The organism is Pseudomonas sp. RIT-PI-a, assembly GCF_001187875.1.
Taxonomy (GTDB): domain Bacteria; phylum Pseudomonadota; class Gammaproteobacteria; order Pseudomonadales; family Pseudomonadaceae; genus Aquipseudomonas; species Aquipseudomonas coleopterorum.
In genome coordinates, this window is record NZ_LGIR01000032.1 from 32,664 (window position 1) to 56,953 (window position 24,290).

17 protein-coding genes are annotated in these 24,290 nt (G+C 63.0%); 11 read left to right on the top strand and 6 right to left on the bottom strand.

Annotated elements, in window-relative coordinates; translation table 11 throughout:
• Positions 1-26: 26 nt before the first annotated feature.
• The gene (locus tag AC788_RS18180) at positions 27-4,928 is read right to left on the bottom strand and encodes an alpha-2-macroglobulin family protein (protein ID WP_049861963.1); all 4,902 of its coding nucleotides are present in this window, start codon (positions 4,926-4,928) and stop codon (positions 27-29) included.
• Between the two features lie 144 nt (positions 4,929-5,072).
• On the opposite strand from AC788_RS18180, the gene AC788_RS18185 reads away from it, so the two are divergent.
• Positions 5,073-6,410 carry an MATE family efflux transporter gene (locus AC788_RS18185; protein WP_049861964.1) on the top strand — a complete coding sequence of 446 codons (1,338 nt, stop codon included), beginning with the start codon at positions 5,073-5,075 and terminating at the stop codon, positions 6,408-6,410.
• A gap of 370 nt (positions 6,411-6,780) precedes the next feature.
• A complete protein-coding gene (locus AC788_RS18190; protein ID WP_049861965.1) occupies positions 6,781-7,203 on the top strand; it encodes a hypothetical protein in 423 nt (140 codons plus the stop codon).
• A 226-nt stretch (positions 7,204-7,429) separates the two neighbouring features.
• Here AC788_RS18190 and AC788_RS18195 read toward each other — a convergent pair whose 3' ends face one another.
• The 5 genes from AC788_RS18195 to AC788_RS18215 form a co-directional block, all read right to left on the bottom strand.
• Positions 7,430-8,314: an alpha/beta hydrolase gene (locus tag AC788_RS18195; protein WP_049861966.1), complete on the bottom strand. Its 885-nt coding sequence runs from the start codon at positions 8,312-8,314 to the stop codon at positions 7,430-7,432.
• Positions 8,315-8,317: 3 nt separating this feature from the next.
• Positions 8,318-10,231 carry an arginine decarboxylase gene (gene speA, locus AC788_RS18200; RefSeq protein WP_049861967.1) on the bottom strand — a complete coding sequence of 638 codons (1,914 nt, stop codon included), beginning with the start codon at positions 10,229-10,231 and terminating at the stop codon, positions 8,318-8,320.
• A 132-nt stretch (positions 10,232-10,363) separates the two neighbouring features.
• Positions 10,364-10,735, bottom strand: a complete 372-nt coding sequence (locus AC788_RS18205) for a translation initiation factor Sui1 (RefSeq protein WP_049862097.1) — start codon at positions 10,733-10,735, stop codon at positions 10,364-10,366.
• Between the two features lie 207 nt (positions 10,736-10,942).
• Positions 10,943-11,485, bottom strand: coding sequence for an NUDIX hydrolase (locus AC788_RS18210; protein ID WP_049861968.1), 543 nt, complete (start codon positions 11,483-11,485; stop codon positions 10,943-10,945).
• Positions 11,486-11,489: 4 nt separating this feature from the next.
• Positions 11,490-12,560 (bottom strand): DUF2333 family protein, encoded by a 1,071-nt coding sequence (locus AC788_RS18215; protein WP_049861969.1) that lies wholly within the window; start codon positions 12,558-12,560, stop codon positions 11,490-11,492.
• Between the two features lie 1,185 nt (positions 12,561-13,745).
• On the opposite strand from AC788_RS18215, the gene AC788_RS22290 reads away from it, so the two are divergent.
• From AC788_RS22290 to purH, 9 genes are all read left to right on the top strand, one after another.
• A complete protein-coding gene (locus tag AC788_RS22290; protein ID WP_442965554.1) occupies positions 13,746-14,789 on the top strand; it encodes a methyl-accepting chemotaxis protein in 1,044 nt (347 codons plus the stop codon).
• A gap of 129 nt (positions 14,790-14,918) precedes the next feature.
• Positions 14,919-16,700 carry a protein-disulfide reductase DsbD gene (locus AC788_RS18225; RefSeq protein ID WP_049861971.1) on the top strand — a complete coding sequence of 594 codons (1,782 nt, stop codon included), beginning with the start codon at positions 14,919-14,921 and terminating at the stop codon, positions 16,698-16,700.
• 387 nt (positions 16,701-17,087) lie between these two features.
• Positions 17,088-17,543, top strand: coding sequence for an acetyl-CoA carboxylase biotin carboxyl carrier protein (gene accB, locus AC788_RS18230; RefSeq protein ID WP_049861972.1), 456 nt, complete (start codon positions 17,088-17,090; stop codon positions 17,541-17,543).
• A gap of 17 nt (positions 17,544-17,560) precedes the next feature.
• Positions 17,561-18,907, top strand: coding sequence for an acetyl-CoA carboxylase biotin carboxylase subunit (gene accC / locus AC788_RS18235; protein WP_049861973.1), 1,347 nt, complete (start codon positions 17,561-17,563; stop codon positions 18,905-18,907).
• A 148-nt stretch (positions 18,908-19,055) separates the two neighbouring features.
• Positions 19,056-19,934 (top strand): 50S ribosomal protein L11 methyltransferase, encoded by an 879-nt coding sequence (gene prmA / locus AC788_RS18240; RefSeq protein ID WP_049861974.1) that lies wholly within the window; start codon positions 19,056-19,058, stop codon positions 19,932-19,934.
• A 41-nt stretch (positions 19,935-19,975) separates the two neighbouring features.
• Positions 19,976-21,076, top strand: coding sequence for a DUF3426 domain-containing protein (locus AC788_RS18245; RefSeq protein WP_049861975.1), 1,101 nt, complete (start codon positions 19,976-19,978; stop codon positions 21,074-21,076).
• A 167-nt stretch (positions 21,077-21,243) separates the two neighbouring features.
• On the top strand, positions 21,244-22,257 hold the full coding sequence (gene dusB / locus AC788_RS18250; RefSeq protein ID WP_049861976.1) for a tRNA dihydrouridine synthase DusB: 1,014 nt from the start codon (positions 21,244-21,246) through the stop codon (positions 22,255-22,257).
• Positions 22,254-22,574 carry a DNA-binding transcriptional regulator Fis gene (fis, locus tag AC788_RS18255; protein WP_049861977.1) on the top strand — a complete coding sequence of 107 codons (321 nt, stop codon included), beginning with the start codon at positions 22,254-22,256 and terminating at the stop codon, positions 22,572-22,574. Before dusB ends, fis begins: the two co-directional genes overlap by 4 nt.
• A gap of 80 nt (positions 22,575-22,654) precedes the next feature.
• Complete coding sequence (gene purH, locus AC788_RS18260) at positions 22,655-24,262, top strand: bifunctional phosphoribosylaminoimidazolecarboxamide formyltransferase/IMP cyclohydrolase (RefSeq protein WP_049861978.1); 1,608 nt, start codon at positions 22,655-22,657, stop codon at positions 24,260-24,262.
• Positions 24,263-24,290 lie beyond the last annotated feature (28 nt).

Consider the following 24,290-nt stretch of genomic DNA (forward strand, 5'->3'; position numbering starts at 1 on the left):
CAGCCAGTGGCTGCCCTTGCACATGGTTACCTGGGCCGAACCGTAAGATCCGCTGGCGTAGCACCGACCGCATGCCAGCCTGGCCGGTACATCGATTCCACCTGCGGCGGCGGGACCTTGTAGGTACCGGGGGTCACTGCACGAGCCAGGTACAGCAGGTGCGTGCTGCCATAACCATCGAGTTTGAGCGCCGCCACGTAGCGGTCATCGCGAAACTCCTGATGCTGCAGGCTGGCGTTCTGCATCGATTCGCGCCACTGCCTGACGTTGCTGCTGGCGTCGTCCAGGCTGGCGGCACTTTGCGCCAGATTCTGATTCTCGATTTCCAGGCCGGCAGGCAGCAGATCCACCACCAATGCATCCGCTACACGCTGCTTGGCGCCCACGACCAGATGCACCAGCACCAGATCGCCGCTCTTGAGGGCGTCGAGCTTGAGCGGCTCGCCGTCCAGGCTCAGGTATTGGCGACGGATCGACAGATTGTCTGCAGAGGGCGCCGGTGGCTGTGCCGGATAGCCCGACAAGGTCAACTGCTGGTACAGCGGCTGTTGCGTCTGGCTGGTGACGGTGAGCGCCTCGGACAGCGCGCCGTCGGCCAGCTTCAGCGCCGGCTGGGCGTCAGTCAGCGCGTGGCTGGTGCCGGCACTTTGCAGCTGGGCGGCCCAGGGTTGCTGAGGCGAAGCCAGTGCCGTGCGACCGGCCAGATACAGGGCGTTGCGCTCTTGGGTGGAGAGCCAGCTGCTGCTGGCGAGCAGATCAGAAAGAGTGAACAGACGCTCTTCGAGCGTCGCTTTGCTCAGGTCATTCTCCTGCAGCAAGGCGAGTACCAGGGCCTGGTCGCGCAGCGGGCTACCGTAGTCGCCGAGCCAGTCAGCATCGCTGCGACTGGCCGCCAGACCGGCTTGCAACGCCTGGTCGGCACGAGGCTGGTCGCCCATCTTCTGCAGGGCGATCGCCAACTGCACCAGGGGCAAACCCGACCGTGCATCGCTGCGCCGGTCGAACAGGCTGCGCAGCGCGCCCAACGGCGCCTGTTGGCTGCGCGCGAGCACCAGACCGGCATACGCCTGAACCGCGAAGCGGGTGTATTCCAGGTTGTCGCTGTAGTCGGCCTCGATCAGGTCGCGCTCCTGCAGGTAGCGCAGCAGCCGCTCATTGGCCTTCTTCAACGGCTCCGGGGGTACAGCATAGCCTTGATCGCGGGCGCGCAGCAGGAAGTCGGTCACATAGGCCGTTAGCCAGTACTCCTCCTCGCCATCCGCGCCCCACAGCCCGAAGCTGCCGTTGTAGCGCTGCATGCCCAGCAGCCGTTCGATGCCGATGTCCATCTTGCGTTTGCGCTCGGCATCCGTATCGCTCTCCACACCCAGCTTCTTCAGGCTGGCGGCATCGGAATACAGCGACGGGTACAGGCCACTGACGGTCTGCTCCAGGCAGCCGTAGGGATATGTCCTGAGCGCCTTGATCTGCTCGCCGATGTTCAGCGGCGGCCGACTCGACAGAGTCAGAAGCGCCTCTCGTCCTGCGGGTTCGAAGGGTGACAGGGCACCGGTCGACAGCGTCCAGGGTTGATCCTTGAGCACGCTGCGCAGATGCCTGACCAGGGCGGGATAGGCAGGACGCACGCCCAGGGTCCAGTCCCGAGTGATGGGTGGCAAGCTTTCACCGGGCAGGTCGAGGCCTTCGATCAGCACTTTGATGTGCCCCTGGCCCAACCCGCCCGAGGCTTGCACCGGCACGTACAGCGTCTGCCGCTCGCCCTTGGCCAACTGCAGCTGCTTGCGGGGGGCGTCCCGCAGGGTCAAAGGGCCTTCGGTGTTCAACTGCACGGTTAGGGTCTGTGATCGTTCGGTCAGGTTGGTGATGTCGAGTGCAACGCGCGCCTGGTCGCCGCCAGCAAGGAAGCGCGGCGCGGACAGCTCTGCGACCAGGGGCGCGGCGACAACGGTCTTGGCCTCGGCCATGCCGAAGCGATCTTCGGTCCAGGCTTGCGCCATCACCCGCAGCTCGCCGTTGAAGTCGGGGATATCGAGGGTCAGTTGCCCTTCGCCTTGCTCGTTCAGCGTCAAGGGGGCACTTTGCAGGGCCACGATGTTGACGCTGGTCTGTGGACGCTTGCCGCCCTTGGCCAGGTTGGCGGCATCGCCACCGAAAGCCAGACTGGCGAGCCGCCCCTGCCCCGCCTCGATCAGTTGGCCGTAAACGTCCAACTGGTCGGCACCGTAGCCCTTGCGACCGAACAAGGCGGTGAAAGGATCCGGCGTGGCGTACTGGGTGATATTGAGGATACCCACGTCCACCGCGGCCAGCAGCACGTGAGCCTGACGCGGGATACTGCCGTCGCTGTTGCGCGCCTGCACCTTGACCGTGAGCGGCTGCTGGGGACGCATGGTCGAGGGCGCGTCGAGGCTCAGCACCAACTTGCGCGCAGCGCGATCGAGCGGCAGGTGCAGCAGGCCGACCGCACGCTTGGGGGTGACGTTGGCCTTGCGTTCGCCGGGGCGAATCACCAGCGCGCTGATGTAGAGATCATGCCGGGCCCATTTCGGATCGACCTTGATGTCGAAGGTCTTGCCCTCGGCGGGAACGTCGATTTCCTGCCAGAACAAGGGGCCCTCTGCAGATTCCACCAACAGATACCCGTTGCCGGCGGCCGGTGGTGTCACCGTCACCCTGGCGGTGTCGCCATCGCCGTAGTGAGGCTTGTCCAGCGCCAGCTTGACCTGATCCGGGCGTACCGCGCCGCCCTCGGTATTGTCCTGCCAGCTGTAGCCGGCCCAGAAACGCAGGCTGCTGACCAGGCCGGTTTGTGGGTCTTCGACCTCGACGCGATAGGGCCCCCACTCCACGGGGAAACTGACCTTGGTCGTACCGCCTTCGGCGACCGAGACTGTTTCCTCGCTGAGGTTCAGGTATTTCTCGTTGTAGTTGTAGCTCCAGCCGTCGCTCTCGGAGTAATTCCAGTAATAGTCGCGGCGCTCGCGCACCAGCCGTACCTTGAGCCCATCGGCCGCGAGCTTGTGGCCTTGGGCGTCGGCGACCAGCAACTCGAACTCGGCCGGCCCGTCACCGTCGACGTTCTCGCCGTCGAACATGCCGCGCACGCCGGGCAGCCGTTCAGCGGGCCAGACCGGCTGCACCAGTCTGCGCGTGATGGGACGACCACCGGACTCCTGCAGGCTGGCTTGCAGCACCAGTTGCAGGGGCGACTTGGCGTCACTCCAGCGGCTGTCGATGGCGAGGTTGGCCTTGCCCTGCGCATCGAGGGGGGATTCATCAAGCTCCAGATCCTGACTGAGTTCGCCTTCGGTCAAAGAGCCGAACTGGAAACCCGGCAGCACAGGCACCGCCTCGCGCAGCGGACGCACGTACAACTGGCCGCTCAGCCGATTGCCCGAGGCCGGAGCGCCGTACAGATAGCGGCCGGTTACGTCGACATCCAGCGTATCGGCAGGTGCGATAGGCGTGTCCTGGCCCTTGAGGTCCAGGGCCAGGCGCTCGGGGAGGAAGTCTTCCACCTGGAATTCATAGGCCTGAGGCTTGCCGTCCCCCAGGTCGAACAGCAGTTGCCAGCGCCCGGTTGGGGCTTCGCCCGCCAGTGGCAGCTGATAGCGATAGAAGCCCGCATCGTCCGGTTGCCAGACGAATTTGCGGCTGAGCTGGTCGTCCGGGCGGCGGACCTCGACGCTCACCGGCTGCGGCTTGACCAGGTGGCCGTCGTTGTCGCGCAGCAAGGCGTTGAGCAATACGGTTTCGCCAGGGCGGTACAGGTCGCGCGGACCGAAAACGAAAAACTGCAACGGATGTGCCTTGGGCCCGGCGATGTCGAACTCGGCCAGATCCAGGGCAGCAGTATTCAGCCGCAGCAGGCTGGTCTGCTCGCCGCGATGGGCCAGCAGCACCTCGGCTTTGACCGGAGAAGCCATTTCGGTATGGCCTGCAGCGTCGGTCTTGCTCTCACCGATGACACGGCCCTGAGCGTCCAGCAACTGCAGGCTGACGTCGGCCAGCGCCTGACCGCCTTCCAGGGCTTGGGTGAAGACGTCCAGGCGGTCGGCGTAGCGATGCACGGAGAGACCGATGTCACTCAGCGTGAACAGCGTCGCCGGTTGGGCATAATCGTAGGTGCCCGAGGCACGCATCACCGCCAGATAGACGCCCGGCTGCTGCAACGGCTTGATACCGCCGATGGGCAGCAGCAGGGTCTCGCGGGTATTGGCCGCCGGATCGAGATTGAAGCGACCGCCGTAGACCAGCTCGGCCATGGGCAACAGCTCGCGGGATTCATAGCTTTGCAGGCTGCTGTTGCGGCCCCAGCGACTGAGAAAGGCCGGCAGTTGCTCGGGCCGTATGCGGAAGAATTCGACATCGACCTTGTCGACGTTCAGCGCAATCACCGGCAAGCCTTCGGCCAGTCGGGTAGGCAACAGCGAGCCGCGGCTGGCGAAGCCCACGGTGGGCTGCAAGTCCCGGGTTTCCAGGCGACTACTGTACGCACTGGCCAAGGTGCCCTGGTTCACCGAGAGCAGGCCGGCATCGACCGTCAGCGCCAGTTTGCGCTTGGGCTCCAGATGGCGGAAGCGCAGCTCCATCAGGTTGTCGGACAGTTCCCAGGCGCCGTCCAGTGTGCCTCGGGTGCTGTCGACCAGGTGAACCTTGTCGGCGAAGTTCTGCTTGGGATCCAGCGGTGCGGTGAAGGTCACCGAGAGGGTGCTGGCGCCATCAAGCTGAATTTCCGAGGCATCGGCGACGGTCAGCTCACGGCCTTCGTAGCGCTTCGCCAGGGCAGGCAGATCGACGCTGGCCGCAGGTTTGGGCGCAGCCGTTGCTGCGACAGGTGGCGCGGGTTCGACGGGTTTTTCCGAGGTCGATGAATCGCACCCGCCGAGCAGGGCCAGTGCGCAGGCCAGAAACAGTCCTTTGTTCAATGCGAGGTACCTGGGGCAGTGAAAAGCAAGGCTGAGAATATATATCAATATTGACGTTTTCGTAGGCAGGGTTACCGGTTGAGACAACTGTGCCGTGGTGTTGCGAGTGTGGGCTACAACCCCCGCCCCGAATGCGGAGCTTGCATGTCTACCCTACTGACCGACTGGCGCCATCGCCTCACCCACAAGAACGTCTGGGCCCTGGCTGCACCGATGATTCTGTCCAACCTGTCGGTCCCGCTGGTGACGCTGGTGGACAGCGCCGTGATCGGCCATCTGCCACACGCTCACCAGTTGGGCGCAGTGGCCGTGGGCGGCAGCCTATTCACGTTCATGGTGTCGCTGATGAGCTTCCTGCGCATGGGCACCACCGGTTTCGCCGCGCAGGCGGCCGGGCGCCGCGACGGTGACGCGCTGCGCCAGATCCTCGTGCAGGGCCTGAGCCTGGGGCTGCTGTTTTCCCTGCTGCTGTCGATGCTGGCCCTGCCCTTCAGCCACCTCGCCCTGAGCTTCATGTCGCCGTCCGCGGCACTGGAGCAAGCCACCCATGACTTTTTCCAGACGCGCCTGTTGGGGCTGCCCGCGGCCCTGGCCAGCTACGCCCTGATCGGCTGGTTCCTTGGTACCCAGAACGCCCGCGCGCCGTTGCAACTGCTGTTGACCACCAACGTGGTCAACATCGCCCTGAACCTGTGGTTCGTGCTCGGCCTGGACTGGGGCGTCCTGGGCTCGGCGCGCGCGTCAGTGATTGCCGAATGGGTTGGCGCCCTGCTCGGTCTGGCCCTCACCCGTCCCTCCCTGCGCGCCTATCCGGGGCATATGGTGTGGACAGCACTGCAGTCGTGGCGCAACTGGCAGCCGCTGTTGGGCGTCAACCGCGATATCTTTCTGCGCAGCCTGGCGCTGTCCGGGGTCTTTCTGCTGATCACCATTCAGGGCGCACGCTTGGGCGACGCCACCGTGGCCGCCAATGCGCTGCTGCTCAACGGCCTGCTCATCACTGCCTATGCGCTGGACGGCCTGGCCCATGCGGTCGAAGCGTTGTGCGGGCACGCCATCGGTGCGCGTGATCGGCAAACGCTGCGCCGTTCGCTGGTGGTGTCCCTTGGCTGGTCGCTGATCGCCAGCAGCGGGTTTGCCGTGCTGTTTCTGCTCGGTGGCCATGTGTTCGTCAATTTGCAGACCGATATTCCCACTGTCCGTGAGGCAGCCTATCCGTTCCTGCCATACTTGGCCGTGCTGCCGCTGATTGCGGTGGGAAGCTATCTGTTGGACGGCCTGTTCATTGGTGCAACGCGGGCGCGGGAGATGCGCAATGCGATGCTGGTCAGTGTGGCGGTAATGTTGCCGATCGGCTGGTGGAGCACCGGGTTCGGGAATCATGGTCTGTGGATCAGTTTCCTTCTGTTCATGCTGCTGCGGGCGGCAACGCTGGGGTGGATTGCGTGGCGGTTGCAGCGCAGGGATGAGTGGGTATCGTAACGGATGGGTGTGAACGAGGTTTCACACTTCGTTCACAGCGTCTATACCTCGAACAGCACCCATACATCCCTACGGCAAGAATTTCAATACGATAAACTGACAATCAATCAGCTAAACCTTATTAGCTAACGCGGACACTTTCGTGTGACAGGAAGAGTCAACATCCAACCTGTATAGAACACAGCAAAACTTCGCGAGATCATTACTAGAAGTAACAAAATCTTCTTTGCACTATCACGACTCCGCCTCCAGCCAAATGTAACCATTAGTTAAAATCACGTTAACAAGCGATACATATCCATACTCCGTCTATAGACTACGCCGCCTTCCACTTCACTATCGATTGGAAATCCGTAAATAAGGAATAGGGATGTCTACACTTCGCAGTTTGTTTGCCGTCACGCTCATCGTATTGACCACTGGCTGCGCGAGCGGACTCAACTCCGCCCAGCAATCCGAACTTGCCATGCTCCGCGCCAAAAACCTCGCCGTGGAAGTCAAACAACCCGTCCTCGGTGCCGGCCTTGGCATATTGCCTGGCGGCGGGTCGTTTTATGGCCGCGCCTATGGTTGGGGCGTCGTCAACCTGCTTCTGTGGCCAGCGTCCATTCTATGGGACCCGGTCAGCGGCTACGACGCTGCCGAAACTTTGAACTATCACGCCAGCAAGGAGCATGTTGCCAGCTTGAGAAAACGTGACATGAACGAGCTTGATTCCAAACTCACCATCAATGAAATCGATCTGAAAACCTACACACTGGAAAAGCGCAAGATCGAAGATAAATACCAGTGAGCCTTTGATCTCATAGAAAAGGCCTGCAATTAAGCGGGCTTTTTCCTACAAGGATCTTGATACTAGCAGAGTGCCTGGATACCGCTCCCAAAGCTATTGCAACTGTACATTCCCCCCACCCCGAAACGCGTCGAACACCTGCTTCGATGACCTCTGCACGCAGTGCGTTCAGCACCTACTCAAATAAAATCCAAGAATAGTGTCTGCGGTGACGGGCAAGATTGATCTATTCGCGCAAACGGACTCCCGCTGTTTCAGGCTTGGCCTCGACGAACCGCACAACGTCATCCAGCACGGGTGCCAACCAGCGCAGGGGCCAGGCGAATGAGGCAACCAAGGTGCGGTGGTCCAGTCGGCGGTAATAGCGTTCCTGCACCAGGACGCCAGCGGCGCGCAGTCGGTGCGCCAAGCCTTCGCTGTTGCGTACCGGGTCCACGGTCGAGTCATGGGTCGCGGCGATGAGCAATGCCGGAGGCGAGCCCGCCAGACGCTGGTTGATGGGTTGCGATTGGGGCGGTGAATCGGGGAAGAAGAATACCGGTCTGGCTTCGGGATTCTCGATCGGCAGGAAATCATAGGGGCCGGCCAGGCCGATCCAGCCGCGCAGTGCATTGGCGGGGACCCCGGCTTTACGCAGCCACTGCGGATCGAGGGCAAGCATGGCCGCGTTATAGCCGCCGGAGCTGTGGCCCATCACGAACAAACGGCGAACGTCGCCACCGTACCGATCGATGTTTCGATAGGTCCAGGCAACGGCATCGGCGCCGTCCTCGATAAAGCTGGGATAGCGCACCTGCGGGTAGAGACGGTAGTCGGCGACCACCACCAGAATGCCGCGAGCAGCCAGCGCCTGGGCGACGAAACGATAGTCGCCTCGCTCGCCGCTGCTCCAGGTGCCCCCATAGAAAAAAACCACCACCGGCGTGGCCGGCAGTGGTCGGGTGGGACGATAGACGTCCAGCTTCTGACGCGGATCGAGGCCGTAGGCTACCCCTTGGGTCAGCTGGTAGCCACTGGACGGCGTCACGACATCCAGGGTGCGCAACCCGGAGCAACCGCCCAGCAGCCCCAGCAGGACTGCGAAGGCGAGCAACCGGGCAGCCAGGCCCATGCGTTACGAGGACAGGTACGAAGAGCGGGTCAGGCCCAGGCGCAGGGCGTCCAGGTACTGAGTGCGTTCGCGCGCAGTGATCTTGGCACTGGCGACCTTGTCGCGGTAATGGGTCATCAGCTCTTCGGGGGACAGGTGCACATAGCGCAGCATGTCTTCGATGGTGTCATGGGTTTCGATACCGGCGCTGTACACGCTGCCATCCTGACGCTGATAGATGTTCACCGAATCGGTGTCACCGAACAGGTTGTGCATGTCGCCAAGGATTTCCTGATATGCGCCGACCAGGAAGATGCCCAGCAGGTAATCCTCACCCTGGTTGACGGCGTGTACCGGCAGGCTGGTCTCGATGCTTTGCTCATCCACGTACTGCTTGATCTTGCCGTCGGAGTCGCAGGTCAGGTCCTGCAGCACGGCGCGACGCAGCGGTTCTTCGTCGAGACGATGCAGCGGCAGGATCGGCAGCACCTGGCCGATGGCCCAGGTATCGGGCAGGCTCTGGAACACCGAGAAGTTGCAGATGTACTTGTCGGCGAGCTTGTCGTTGAGCTCGTCCAGTACCTGGCGATGGGAACGCTGGCGGGCCTTGAGCGAGTTGTGGAGGCGACGGCACACGGCGAAGTAGCACTGTTCGGCCAGCGCCTTCTGCGCCAGGGTCACCTTGCCGTCGGCGTACTGCGCAGCGATGTCGCTGATGTAGTGCGTGGCGCGCCAGTAGTTCTCGGTGACCATCTCGATATCGGTCGGGCCGAGCAGGTCGACCAGCCACTGCAGGGTTTCGGGTAGGCTCTGCTTGTCGACGATCTCGGGGACTTCGTCGTTGTGACGTTCGACGTCGGTGACCTGCACCACCAGCATGGCATGGTGCGCGGTCAGTGAGCGGCCGCTTTCCGAGAAGATGTGCGGATGCGGCATGCCTTGGGCATCGCAGAACTCCTTGAGCATGCCCACCACGACACCGGCGTAGTCGTCCATGTCGTAGTTGATCGAGCTGGCGTTGCGCGAATGGGTACCGTCGTAGTCGACTCCCAGACCGCCGCCCACGTCGATGTGATCGACCGGCAGGCCGAGCGCGCGCAGCTCGCCGTAGTAGCGGATCGCTTCCTTGAAGCCATGCTGGTAGTCCGCCAGGTTGGCGATCTGCGAACCCATGTGGAAATGCAGCAGGCGAATGCCTTGATCGACCCCGGCTTCGCGGAAGCGCTCGACCACCGACAGCAGTTGCGCAGCGGACAGGCCGAACTTGGATTTTTCTCCGCCGGTGTCGGCCCACTTGCTCGAAGCCAGGGACGAGAGACGCACGCGCAGGCCGATCTGCGGCTTGACCTTGAGGTCGGCCGCTTCCTCGATGACCAGCGCCACTTCGGACTCTTTTTCGATGACGATGAAGACGTTGTGGCCCAGCTTCTGGCCGATCAGGGCCAGACGAATGAACTCGCGGTCCTTATAGCCGTTGCAGACGATGGTTCCGCCTTTCGGCGCCAGAGCCAGCACGGCCAGCAGCTCGGGCTTGGAACCGGCTTCCAGGCCGATCGAGACGTCCTGGGTGGCGATGATGTTTTCCACAACCGCTTCCTGCTGGTTGACCTTGATCGGATACAGCGCGGTGTAGCGATTCTGGTATTCCAGGCGGGCGATGTTGGCATCGAAGGCCCCGGTCAGCTGGCGCACGCGGTCTTGCAGGATGTCGGGGAAGCGCACCAGCAGCGGCAGCGACAGGCCGCTCTTGCGCAGGTGGTCGACCTGTTCGTAAAGATCGATCGGCGAGCTGTCCGGGCCGTTGGGACGAACCTCGACACGGCCGGCCTCGTTGATGGCGAAATAGCCCGCGCCCCAGTGGCGGATGCCATAAACGCTGCGGCTGTCGGCCACGGTCCATTGGCTGCCATCGTCTTTGCGTGTGCGTCGTACGGACATCGAGGTCCCCTATGAAAAAAGTCGGTTGTCACGGGCCGTCAGGCCCTGCGCAGTGTAGAGGGTAAAGATGACGGTTGCTGCGCCTGCAGGGGTAGACCCCGGCGAGTACCTCAAGTTTACAAGGCGTGTGGCTCAGCCACCGGATTTGCGGGCCTTGAAGCCCTGCTTGACCAGTTCGGCAAGCAGCAGCTCGACGTGATCGCCCTGGATCTCGATGACACCCTCTTTGAGCGCGCCACCCGTGCCGCAGCGGCGCTTGAGGGTGGTCGCCAATTCCTTGAGGGCATCGGCTGGCAGCGGCACGCCGGTGATGGTGGTCACGGTCTTGCCGCCACGCCCTTTGCTTTCCCGCCGCACGCGAGCGATGCCGTCGCCTTCGGGCACGGCCGCTTGCTTGCAGGTACAGGCGTCGATGGGCTGACGGCAGTCGGGACAATGCCGACCGCTGTCGGTAGAGAACACCAGGCCGCCCAGGGCGGCGAAGGATGCGGCTTTCTTGGCCACCGGCATGCCTCATGTGAAGTGGATCAGGCCGCGCAGTTTAGCGGGAAACGGGGTGTGTGCTAAGGGCCTGAAGGAAGCAATTGCCGAGGTTGTGCGGATTTCATGGAAGAGTGCGGGGTGTCAGGGAGTGCGCGGTGTTTTTTCGCGGCCGGTGACCGCTCCTACGTGGAATAGGCGCGCTCGGGGCTCGGTGCGGTACGGCTGCTATCAGGCGTTGTCGCGGCAAGCCAGGTAACGCAGCAACGCCGCCACCGAGTCGGGGCAATACGGTTCCGTGGCGCTCTCGTCGAGGGCCTGCTGTACAGGCATGAAGCGCGCCTCGAGGACCTCTTCGGGTTGCAGCTCCAGCGGTCCATCCCAGACGGCCGAGAACACCGCACACCACACGCGGTTGCCCGGCTGGTCGAAGAAAAACTGCTCGTGAGCGGTCAACTCGACACCGCTCACGCCCAGTTCCTCTTCGAGCTCGCGTGCAGCCGATTCAGCATAGGTTTCATCGCCCTGCACCATGCCACCGGCAGCCACGTCCCAGTAGCCTGGATAGATCGCCTTGCTCAACGTACGCCGGTGAACACAGAGTTCGCCTTCGCTGTTGAACAAGAGGATATAGGTCCCGCGCCCGATCAGCCCACGGTCACGCAACTCCGCTCTGGGCAGGGTTCCCAACAAGCGGTCGGACTCATCGACCCAGGCAATCGACTCGGCATCGGACGCTGCGCGATGTTCGACCTCCTGGGTCGAGATCGGCATGTTCTCAGCCCTGCGACAGCAGCTGGCGCAGGTCGATCACTGCAGCGTTGGCCCGCGAGATGTAGTTGGCCATGACCAGCGAGTGGTTGGCCCACATGCCGAAACCGCTGCCGTTGAGAATCATCGGGCTCCAGACCGGTGCCTGGGAAGCTTCCAGCTCGCGGATGATCTGGCGCACGCTCACGGTTGCGTTCTTCTTGGCCAGCACGTCGGCGAAATCGACTTCGATGGCGCGCAGCAGGTGCGACAGCGCCCAGGCCTGACCGCGGGCTTCGTAGAAGACGTTATCGATCTGCATCCACGGGGTTTCGACGATTTCCTCGTCCACCTGCGGTGCCTGACCAGCGATCACGCTTTCGGTCTTGAGGGTCGTGTTCAGTTTGACGCGACCAACGCTGGCAGACAGTCGTTGCGACAGCGAACCCAGACGGGTACCGACATCGCCCAGCCAGTTGTTCAGGTTGTCGGCGCGGGTGTAGAACAGCGCGTTGGTCTGGCTTGGATCAGACAGACGATTCTGGTAGCGCGTCAGCAGGTTGATGCCTTCCTGAAATTCCGATTCGCTGGAGGGCAGCACCCAGCTCTTGTTGTCGAAGTTGAAACGCGGCTCGGCACGCGCCAGATCGCCGTCTTCGGCCGACTGCGACTGCGAACGGGCGAAGTCCTTGCGCAGGGCGCGGCTCAGGTCACGCACCTGTACCAGCACGCCGTATTCCCAGCTGGGCATGTTGTCCATCCACAGGCCGGGTGGAAAACGGTCGTTGGAAATGTAGCCACCTGGCTTGTTCAGCAACGTCGATGCCACAGTCTTGAGGGTTTCCACCGTGGTATAGCCCACTACCATCTGACGTCCGTCACGCTGCGCTGCGGCCTGTGCGTTCTGCTGCACCGGGAACAGTTCGGGCTCTTCACTCCAGTACCAACCCAGCAACAGGGTCCCGACCAGATAGACAGCCAATGCGCCCAGTAGCGCTTTGCTCAGCAACAGGCTTTTCACAGCGCTGCGTGTTCTGCCACTGGTGTCGGCACGCTCGCGCGCATCGCCTGTGCCCGCACGATTCTTCCAGTCCAGCATGGCTTATGTCCTTTCTATCGCGGAATTCATGGGTTCTGACCTCGTCACCCGCCTAACGTGCCTCGCTCGGGGAAAGTTTTCCGGGTGAGATAGCGCAACGGCACTATAAAGGATGCGCAACCCGGCTGCAGCCGCGGCAAAGGCATCCGGATGTGTCAGGCCAGGTCCAAGTGCCGATCGACAATGAAAGCCATGTGCCATCTTTTTAACGCCCACGTCACGAGCCTGTAACAGATCGGCCATACCTTCACGCACTGACCATTTCGCTGTTGGTAGTGCCCTATGCGCCTGAAACTGCTCACCAATCTGAACACATTGTTGCTGGTCGCCGTGTGCACTGCACTGGCGGCGACCCTGTGGTGGTCGCAAAAGGCGCTGGAACAGCCTTATCGACTGATGGAGCGCTACCTGCAACTGTCACGGCAGTTTCAGGATGAGGTCGTGCGCAATGTCCAGGATTACCTGAACAGCGGCGATGCGTTGCGCCATGCCGAAGCCACCCAAGCCTTGACCCGGCTGCGCGAGGGCATCACCGGGCTGCCGGCAGAGCTCACCGGCCCCCTGCTGCAGGAAGTGGATGCGCTGATGACGTTCACTGCCGAGCAACTGCTGGCGGCCGGCAAGCTGGCGGGCGACCCTCAGGCCCTGCTGGTGCAGGCCGAACGCGAACTGGGCGGCACGCTGGAACAGCTGGCCCGGTATGCACAGGGTGACAGCGCTTATCAGGCAGCGCTGCTGAGCGCCAGCCAGCAATTGCCCAAGCTGACCCTGGCGCGGGAGAAGATGGTCAGCAGCGGACGCAGTGAGCTGGCCGCCGACGTGGAGCGCGAACTGGCCGGCATCAGGACCCAAGCCACCACCTTGCAAGGCTTGCCGCTGCTGGGGGTTTCCAGCACCAGCGCATCGAGTGCCGATGATTTCGCTTCTTTGATGGGTTTGCAGAATGAGAACACCACGGCCACTCAGGACGACGGCGTGGACCTCAAACGCGAGTTGGCCAGCCTGTTGACGCGGTACCCGGCCGAATTGAGCCGCACCCGTGAACTGATCCAGCGTAGGACCGAGCTGGCCGAGGCCGCGCAGCAACGCATCGGCGCGGTCCAGCAGGGCCTGGGAGCGCTGGAACCCGGCGTACGCAGCCAGCACGCTCGAATCCAGAGCGAAGTACGGCTTCTGCAAGGTGCCATGATCGGCCTGATTCTGTTGATCGCACTGCTGATCGACGTCTTGCAGCGGCGCCTCGCCGGCGTGCTGACGCGGCTGGATCCGGCCCTCTCGACCTGGGCCGAGGGTGACTTTGCCCGGCCCATTGCCTTGGGCCGGACCAATCATGAATTGCAGGCCATTGAAGCGTCCCTCAATCGCCTGCGCCTGTATCTGGTCGAGTTGGTCGGCACCATTCGCCAGAACGCCGAGCAGGTGGCCGGGAGCAGCCATCAACTGGCCGAGCTCAGTGGTGGCCTGCATCAAGGGGCGCTGCGCCAGGCTGGCGATACTGCGCAGATTCGCGATGCACTGGGCGAGCTGGAAGCGACCATCGGCCAAGTGGCCGGTGACGCCAGTCAGGCTGCGGCGGCCAGCCGCCTGGCGGGTGATGCGGTGGAGCATGGTCAGCAGGTCATCGGGCAGAGCCTGAGAGGACTGCATGCGCTGGTGGGTGAGGTGCAGGGCAACGCGCAGATGATCGAACAGCTCGCCGAGGAATCGGCCACCATCGGCGAAGTGCTGACCGTGATTCGCTCGATCGCCGACCAGACCAACCTGCTCGCCCTCAATGCCGCGATCGAAGCGGCCCGCGCCGGCGAAATGGGTCGCGGTTTCGCGGTGGTGGCCGAAGAGGTGCGTTCGCTGGCGTCGCGCACCACCGGGGCGACCCATCAGATTCAGACCTTGATTGCCGGCCTGCAGACGGTTGCGCGCGATTCCGTGCAGGGTATCCGCGCGCAGGTGGTTCATGCCCAGGCCACAGCGAGTCAGGCCGAGGCGGCGGACGGCGCGCTGGCGCAGATCGTCACGGCGATCCAGACCATCTCCGACACCGCCGTGCGCATCGCCGACTCGACTGCACAGCAAAGTGGCGCGGTAGGCGAGATTCGCGAGCACGGCGAGCGCATTCATGGCCTGGGTGAAGACAACCTGCAACTCATTGACCAGGGACGGGCTCAAGGCGAGCACCTGTTGCAACTGGGGGGCGAGCTGCGCACGGCGGTGCAGGCGTTCAGGGTCTAGCGCGGGCGACCCTGTCCAGGCGACCCTATCCGGGCGACCCATCCTGTTACATGAAATTGCCCCCTGCCGATTCGGCAGTACCGCACGGCTCCAGTATGATGCGCGCTCAGTTGCTGTTCGAGAAACGTCATGCGCCGCCTGCTCTGCCTCCTGTTGTTGGTTTTCGCACTGCCCGTCGCGGCTTCCGGCCTGCTCGACACACGGCCCAGCGCCACCCTGGGAGGCGCATCGCTGAACAACAGCGCCGACTTCCTTCCGGTCGGCCAGGCGTTCCAGCTCGAACAAGTGCAGTCGTCGGCGCAAGACATCACCCTGCGCTTCGTCATCGCCGAAGGCTACTACCTCTATCGCCATCGCTTCGAATTCAAGGCCGAACCCGCCGACATCGCGTTGGGAACGGTACAACTGCCGCCTGGCGAGGCGAAACATGACGAGTACTTCGGCGATGTCGAGGTGTACCACGGCATTCTCGATGTGCACATTCCTCGCCCCAGCGGTGATCAGCGGGCCTTCACTCTAGCGGTGACCTTCCAGGGTTGTGCGGACAAGGGCTTGTGCTATCCGCCGGAAACCCAGCGCCTGTCCGTGGCGGGTATCGGTCAGGCTGCGCCGGTGGTCAGCCAGACGCCGGTCACGGATGGCTGGCAATGGCATGAACTGGCGTTGTTCTTTCTCGCCGGCATCGGCCTGACCTTCACACCCTGCGTGTTGCCGATGCTGCCGATCCTGTCCGGCGTGGTCCTGCGCGGGCAGGTCGGCGGGTGGCGCGGCTTCAGTCTGTCGCTCGCCTATGTGCTGCCCATGGCAGTCTGTTTCGCCTTGCTCGGTGCGCTGATGGGCAAGTTCGGCGCCGAACTCAATCTGCAGGCACGCTTGCAGTCGGTCTGGGTGCTGGTGCCGTTCGCCCTGTTCTTCGTGATTTTCGCCCTGGCCATGTTCGGTTTGTTCGAGCTCAAGCTGCCAGCGGCCGTGAGCCAGCGCCTCGATCGCGTGGCCGGCAATGCCAAGGGCGGCTCGCTGTGGGGCGCCGCGGTGCTGGGCGTGGTGTCGAGCCTGTTGGTGTCACCGTGCGTATCGGCGCCGCTGGCCGGGGCACTGCTCTATATCAGCGCCAGCGGCGATGCCTTGGGAGGCGGTTTGAAACTCTTCGCCCTGGGCCTGGGCATGGGCGCGCCGCTGCTGTTGGTCGCCACCGGCGGCGCGGCCTGGCTGCCCAAGAGCGGCCCGTGGCTGGTGACCGTCAAGAATGCCATCGGCGTGCTGCTGCTGGGCCTGGCGATCGCCCTGCTCGCCCGGGTATTGCCGGGCAGTGTGACCCTGCTGTTGATCGGTCTGCTGGCCGCCGGCGTCGGTGTGTTCATGGGTGCTCTGGAGTGGGTGGTGAAACCGGCACGGCAACGCTTGCAACAGGTGCTGGGGCTGGGCTTCGTGTTCTACGCCCTGGCTTGCTGGCACGGAGCCCTGAGCGGCCAATCCGATCCTTTCCAGCCGCTGGCACGTCCCACCGTCAGCGCTTCGAGTGCTGCCCCGCCGAGTGCCGCAGCCGATGCGTGGCAGACGGTGACTACCCGTGAAGGTTTCGAACTGGCCCTGCAACAGGCCAAGGCCAGTGGCCAGCCTCTGGTACTGGACTGGTACGCCGACTGGTGCATCAGCTGCAAGGTCATCGAGCATGAAGTACTGACCGATCCGCAGGTCATCGCGCGGCTGGCCGGGTATCGCAAGGTGCGCCTGGACATCACCCAGAGCAATGCCGAACAGCGCGCCCTGCTCGATCGCTTCAAGCTGTTCGGGCCACCGGCCTTGCTGTTCTTCGACGCCAACGGCATTGAACAGGTCGCCTCGCGGGTCGTTGGCGAAATCGATGCGGCAGGGTTCGTCGGGAAAATACCGTCATCAGGCGATGAATGATCGTCGGCAGTGACCGAAATCGACAAGCGAGTCACAAATTTTGCGCAAACATCGGACAACGTGCGGGCTATTGCGCTTAACTGGACAGACGCCTGGGCTTTCCGGCATAGTTCGCCCGCTCCGCATGTGAACCCGACGGTGAGAGGTCACTGAGAATGGACATGATCCGACAGCTTTTGCCGGCGGATGTCACCACCGACGTGACGCGCCGCTGTCGATGAGCATCCCACTGTTCGACGTGCGTATTTTTCACCGGCACGTTCAAGAATTTTCGCCGTCACTCGGCCCTTTTCAACGGCACATGAGTGTTCGCAGCCTTCTTTGAAAGGCGCTTGGCATAGAACACCTACTGAACGCCCCTGACCGACCCTTGGGAGTTGATGATTAATGGATATTCGTAAAGTCAAGAAACTGATCGAGCTGCTGGAAGAGTCCGGCATCGACGAGCTGGAAATCAAGGAAGGCGAAGAATCCGTACGGATCAGCCGTCACAGCAAGACCCCGGCCCAGCAGTACTATGCGCCCGCGCCGATGGCAGCCCCTGCCGCCGCGCCCGTGGCCGCCGCACCTGCTGCCGCAGCCGCCGAACCCGCTGCTGCCAAGTTGAACGGCACTGTGGCTCGCTCGCCAATGGTCGGCACCTTCTACCGCAAGGCGTCGCCAGCGTCGCCAGCATTCGTCGAAGTGGGCCAGACCGTGAAGAAGGGCGATACCCTGTGCATCGTCGAAGCAATGAAAATGATGAACCACATCGAAGCTGAAACCAGCGGTGTGATCGAATCGATCCTGGTAGAAGACGGTCAGCCGGTTGAGTACGACCAGCCGCTGTTCACCATCGTTTGACCAGCGGAGAGCCTGCGATGTTGGAAAAAGTTCTGATCGCCAACCGCGGCGAAATCGCCTTGCGGATCCTGCGTGCCTGCAAAGAGCTGGGCATCAAGACCGTTGCCGTCTACTCCAAGGCCGACAAGGAGCTGATGCACCTCGGCCTGGCTGACGAGTCGGTCTGCATCGGTCCGGCGCCTGCCAACCTGTCCTATCTGCACATCCCGGCAATCATCGCCGCTGCCGAAGTGACTGGCGCCACCGCCATTCACCCAGGCTATGGCTTTCTCGCCGAGAACGCGGACTTTGCCGAGCAGGTCGAGAAATCCGGTTTTGCCTTCATCGGCCCGACTGCCGACACCATCCGCCTGATGGGCGACAAGGTTTCGGCCAAGCACGCGATGATCGCCGCTGGCGTACCGACGGTACCCGGCTCCGATGGCCCGCTGCCGGAAGACGAGGAAGAAGCCCTGCGCATTGGCCGTGAAGTCGGCTACCCGGTGATCATCAAGGCCGCTGGCGGCGGCGGTGGTCGTGGCATGCGTGTGGTGCACAAGGAAGAAGACCTGATCGCCTCGGCCAAGTTGACCCGCACCGAAGCCGGTGCCGCGTTCGGCAACCCGATGGTGTACCTGGAAAAATTCCTGACCAATCCACGTCATGTGGAAGTTCAGGTGCTGTCCGACGGTCAGGGCCAGGCAATTCACCTGGGCGACCGCGACTGCTCGCTGCAGCGCCGTCATCAGAAGGTACTGGAAGAAGCACCGGCACCGGGCATCGACGAGGCCGCTCGCGAGGAAGTTCTGGCTCGCTGCGTCAAGGCGTGCATCGAGATCGGCTACCGCGGTGCTGGCACTTTCGAGTTCCTGTACGAGAACGGTCGTTTCTACTTCATCGAGATGAACACGCGCGTTCAGGTGGAGCACCCGGTATCGGAGATGGTCACGGGTATCGACATCGTCAAGGAGATGCTCAGCATCGCCGCAGGCAACAAGTTGTCGTTCACCCAGGATGACGTGGTCATTCGCGGTCACTCCCTGGAGTGTCGGATCAACGCCGAAGACCCGAAGAACTTCATCCCCAGCCCCGGCACCGTCAAGCATTTCCACGCGCCGGGTGGCAACGGCGTTCGCGTCGACTCGCACCTGTACAGTGGCTATGCGGTACCGCCGAACTACGACTCGCTGATCGGCAAGCTGATCACCTGGGGCAAGGATCGCGACGAGGCCCTGGCCCGTATGCGCAATGCGCTGGACGAGATCATCGTGGACGGCATCAAGACCAACATCCCACTGCACCGTGACCTGGTGCGCGATGAAGGTTTCTGCAAAGGCGGCATCAACATTCACTACCTGGAACACAAACTGGCCAGCCAGAAGTGATTCGGTAGTCTATGTGACGTTGTCATGTGAAAAGGACCCGGCTTTCGAGCCGGGTTTTTTTTGGTCCTGACGCGCCTCCTCGCGTAAACTGGCGCGCTTGTCGCAGCGACCCTGCTGCGCCCCCCCGTTTAGATCGAAGGTGCCTGCCATGCCTTGGCTGCAAGTCCGTCTGGCCATCAGCCCAGAACAAGCCGAAACCTATGAAGATGCGCTGCTGGAAGTCGGTGCCGTGTCCGTCACGTTCATGGACGCCGAAGACCAGCCGATCTTCGAACCTGAACTCAACACCACACCGCTGTGGTCGCACACCCACTTGCTGGCGCTGTTCGAAGCCGACACCGACGCCGACGCAGTATTTGCCCACTTGCAATTGCTGACCGGCACGACGCTGCCCGAGCATCACGCCGAGGTGATCGAGGACCAGGACTGGGAACGCAGCTGGATGGACAATTTCCAGCCCATGCGCTTCGGCCGCCGCTTGTGGATCGTACCCAGCTGGCACGAAGCCCCGGAGCCTGGCGCCGTCAACTTGCTGCTGGACCCGGGCCTGGCGTTCGGCACCGGCACCCACCCCACCACGGCCCTGTGCCTGGAGTGGCTGGACGGTCAGCAATTGCAGGACACTCAGGTGCTGGACTTCGGCTGCGGCTCGGGCATCCTGGCGATCGCTGCACTGCTGTTGGGTGCGCAGCAGGCGGTCGGCACCGACATCGACGTGCAGGCCCTGGAGGCTTCGCGCGACAACGCCCAGCGCAACGGCATTGCCGACGACCGCTTCCCGGTGTATCTGCCTGCCGACTTGCCTGCGCAGCAGGCGGACGTGCTGGTGGCCAACATCCTTGCCGGGCCGCTGGTCAGCCTCGCACCCCAGCTCAGCGGGCTGGTCCGGCCTGGCGGCCTGCTGGCGTTGTCCGGCATCCTCGCCGAGCAGGGTGAGGAAGTCGCCGCCGCCTACGCCCAGGACTTCGAGCTGGACCCGATCGCCAACCGTGATGGCTGGGTACGCATCAGCGGCCGTCGCCGCTGAGCCCCGACCAGCATGTTCCCCTGCCCTCCCAGGACCTGCGCATGAGCGAAAGTTTCGTCACCCAGTGCCCGCATTGCCAGAGCAGCTTCCGCGTCAACCACAGCCAGCTGAGTGTGGCACGTGGCGTGGTTCGTTGTGGCTCCTGCCTGCAGGTCTTCAACGCCGCCCGGCAGTTGCTCGAACAGAGCGCAACCCTGACCCCGGCCAACCTGCCCAGGCCGCCTGAGCTGGCGCCGCGGCCGTGGAGCAACGGTGACATCGACCTGGACCAGCTCGAACTGGGTGACGCCCCCCGAGTGGACAGCCTGAGCGCGCGCCGGGACGATGCCGAGGTGGATTCGCCAGCCTTGCCGCCGATCATCGAGCGGCAACCTGCACTGGATGACGACGAAGCAGTAGCGCCTGCGAGCCGGACCGAACCGTCGCTTTCACGCCGCGCAGACCTCGACGACACGCACATCGACGATGAACCGTCCCTGAACGGCCACGGCCGGCTGTCGGCGCTGGACGAACACGACCGGGACGAGCCACCCGCGAGCGCCTTCAACTCGCCGCGCAAGGCGCAAGCCGACCGCAGCGAACCGGCCGTGCGTGATGACGACGACCTGGCCGATCTGCTCGACGAACCGATGCAACTGGCCTGGGAGAAGCCTCGCCCGCACTGGGGCAAACGCTTGATGTGGTTGGGCCTGGCGATCGTGGCCGCCTTGGGCCTGGGCGTGCAATACGTGGTCTACCACTTCGGCGAGCTGGCTCGACAGGATCAGTATCGCCCCCTGTTTCAGGAACTGTGCCCCGTAATAGGCTGCAGCGTACCGGCCAAGGTCGATATTGCCCTGATAAAAAGCAGCAACCTGGTGGTGCGCAGCCACCCTGACTTTGCCGGAGCGCTGGTGGTGGATGCGATCATCTACAATCGCGCCGCGTTTGCGCAGCCCTTTCCCCTGCTTGAACTGCGCTTCGCCGACCTCAACGGCCAACTGATCGCCAGCCGTCGCTTCAAGCCCAGCGAATACCTCAACGGCGAGTTGGCCGGCAAGGCCGAGATGCCCCCGCAGACGCCTATCCACATTGCCCTGGACATCCTCGACCCAGGCCCTGCAGCGGTCAATTACAGCCTGAGTTTCCGCTCGCCCGAATAGCCGGATGCTTCGGTGGAGGGGCGCACTCCGCCCGTCCAAACCTGTCCGCGGGGGCAGATAACTGTTCAGATTTTATCCAAATCGATCTTTAACCCGTCATCGAGAGCGGGTATTATGCCAACCCTTTTTCGAACTCTCATGATCCGGCCCCACAACAGGGAAGTCCTATGTCGGCGGTACGCATCGGCCCATATACCTTGAACAATTCGCTGGTCCTGGCCCCCATGGCCGGGGTTACCGATCAGCCCTTTCGTCAGTTGTGCAAGCGCCTGGGCGCAGGCCTGGTGGTGTCGGAGATGGTCACCAGCGACATGAGCCTGTGGAACAGCCGCAAGTCGCGGCTGCGCATGATCCACGAAGGTGATCCCGAGCCGCGCTCGGTGCAGATCGCCGGCGGGGACGCGCAGATGCTGGCCGAGGCGGCACGGGCCAACGTCGAGGCCGGGGCGCAGATCATCGACATCAACATGGGCTGTCCGGCGAAAAAGGTGTGCAACAAGGCAGCGGGGTCTGCCTTGCTCAAGGATGAAGCGCTGGTGGCGCAGATTCTGGAGGCGGTGGTGGGGGCCGTGGATGTGCCGGTCACCCTGAAGATTCGTACGGGTTGGGACCGTTCCAACCGTAATGGCATCAGCGTTGCAAAGATTGCCGAGCAATCGGGCATCGCCGCGTTGGCGGTGCACGGTCGCACACGCGCCGACCTGTACACCGGCGAAGCCGAATACGACACCATCGCCGCGATCAAGCAGGCGGTGTCGATCCCGGTTTTTGCCAATGGCGACATCGATTCACCGCACAAAGCCCGGCAGGTATTGCAGGCGACCGGTGCCGACGGCCTGCTGATAGGGCGCGCGGCGCAGGGTCGGCCGTGGATCTTCCGGGAAATCGAGCATTACCTGCGCACCGGTGAACTGCTGCCGGCACCGCAGTTGAGTGAAGTGGAAAGCATTCTGCTGGAACATTTGCAGGCCCTGCACGCCTTCTATGGCGAGGTCATGGGCGTGCGCATCGCCCGCAAGCATGTTGGCTGGTACCTGAGTACACAGCCGGGCGGGCGGGAATTTCGCAGCCATTTCAATGGGCTGCAAGAGACGCAAGAGCAATGCGCCAACGTTCGCGAGTTCTTCGGCGAACGCCATAGAAGCCTTGGTGAAAGGGACGCGAAAGAGGTGGCCGCATGACGATGATGAGCGAGACTTTAGTGAGTGGAACAACGCCTGTGAGCGACAACGTAAACCTGAAGCAGCATCTGAACACGCCGAGCGAAGAGGGCCAGACCCTGCGCGGCAGTGTCGAGAAGGCGTTGCACAACTACTTTGCGCACCTCGAAGGCGCCTCCGTCACGGACGTGTACAACCTGGTGCTGTCCGAAGTCGAAGCTCCCTTGCTCGAAAGCGTCATGAACCACGTCAAGGGCAACCAGACCAAGGCCAGTGAGATGCTGGGCCTGAATCGCGGCACCCTGCGCAAGAAACTCAAGCAATACGATCTGCTGTAACCGAAGTATTCAAACCAGAAAAGGCGACCCAGCGGTTCGCCTTTTTTGTTGACTTCTACGCTTTGAAGATGGAAATCGTGATGACCGACCAGACCACCCGCCTGCCGATCCGCCGCGCCTTGATCAGCGTTTCCGACAAGACCGGGATCGTTGAATTCGCCCGCGAACTGGAAGCCCTTGGCGTCGAGATCCTGTCCACCGGCGGTACCTTCAAGCTGCTGCGCGACAACGCCGTGGCCGCTGTGGAAGTGGCCGACTACACCGGCTTCGCCGAGATGATGGACGGCCGCGTGAAAACCCTGCATCCGAAGATCCATGGCGGCATTCTCGGCCGCCGCGGTACCGACGACGCCATCATGGCCGAACATGGCATCAAGCCGATCGATCTGGTCGCGGTCAACCTCTATCCGTTCCAGGCCACGATTTCCAAGCCCGGCTGCGACCTGCCCACCGCCATCGAGAACATCGACATCGGCGGACCGACCATGGTCCGTTCGGCCGCGAAGAACCACAAGGACGTGGCCATCGTGGTCAACGCCAGTGACTACGCACAGGTGCTGGAAAGCCTGAAAGCCGGTGGCCTGACCTACGCGCAGCGCTTCGACCTGATGCTCAAGGCTTTCGAGCATACCGCCGCGTACGATGGCATGATCGCCAACTACATGGGCACCATCGATCAGGCTGGCGAGACCCTGAGCACCGAAGGCCGCGGCGAATTCCCGCGCACTTTCAACAGCCAGTTCGTCAAGGCCCAGGAAATGCGCTACGGCGAGAACCCGCACCAGAAAGCGGCGTTCTACGTCGAGGCCCAGCCGGCCGAAGTGGGCATCGCCACCGCGACCCAGCTGCAAGGCAAGGAACTGTCCTACAACAACGTGGCCGATACCGACGCCGCGCTGGAATGCGTGAAGAGCTTCGTCAAGCCGGCCTGCGTCATCGTCAAGCATGCCAACCCGTGCGGCGTGGCCGTGTGCCCGGAGGCCGAAGGCGGTATCCGCCAGGCCTATGAGCTAGCCTACGCCACCGACACCGAATCGGCCTTCGGCGGCATCATCGCCTTCAACCGTGAACTGGATGCAGCCACGGCCAAGGCCATCGTCGAGCGTCAGTTCGTCGAAGTGATCATTGCCCCGAGCGTCAGTGAAGAAGCCCGCGCCATCGTCGCGGCCAAGGCCAACGTGCGCCTGCTGGCCTGTGGACAGTGGTCGGCCGAGCGGGCCGACGCCTGGGACTACAAGCGAGTGAACGGCGGCCTGCTGGTGCAAAGCCGCGACATTGGCATGATCGGCGCCGATGATCTGAAGGTGGTGACCCGCCGAGCGCCGAGCGAGCAGGAAATCCATGACCTGATCTTTGCCTGGAAAGTGGCCAAGTACGTCAAGTCCAACGCGATCGTGTACGCCAAGAATCGCCAGACCATCGGTGTCGGTGCCGGCCAGATGAGCCGGGTGAACTCGGCGCGCATCGCGGCAATCAAGGCTGAACACGCCGGGTTGCAGGTACAGGGCTCTGTGATGGCCTCGGACGCGTTCTTCCCGTTCCGCGATGGCCTGGACAACGCGGCCAAGGTGGGGATCACCGCGGTGATCCAGCCGGGTGGTTCGATGCGTGATGCCGAGGTGATTGCGGCGGCCGATGAAGCCGGGATCGCGATGGTGTTCACCGGCATGCGCCACTTCCGCCACTAACTTGGCGACGGCCGCATTGAAGCGGGGA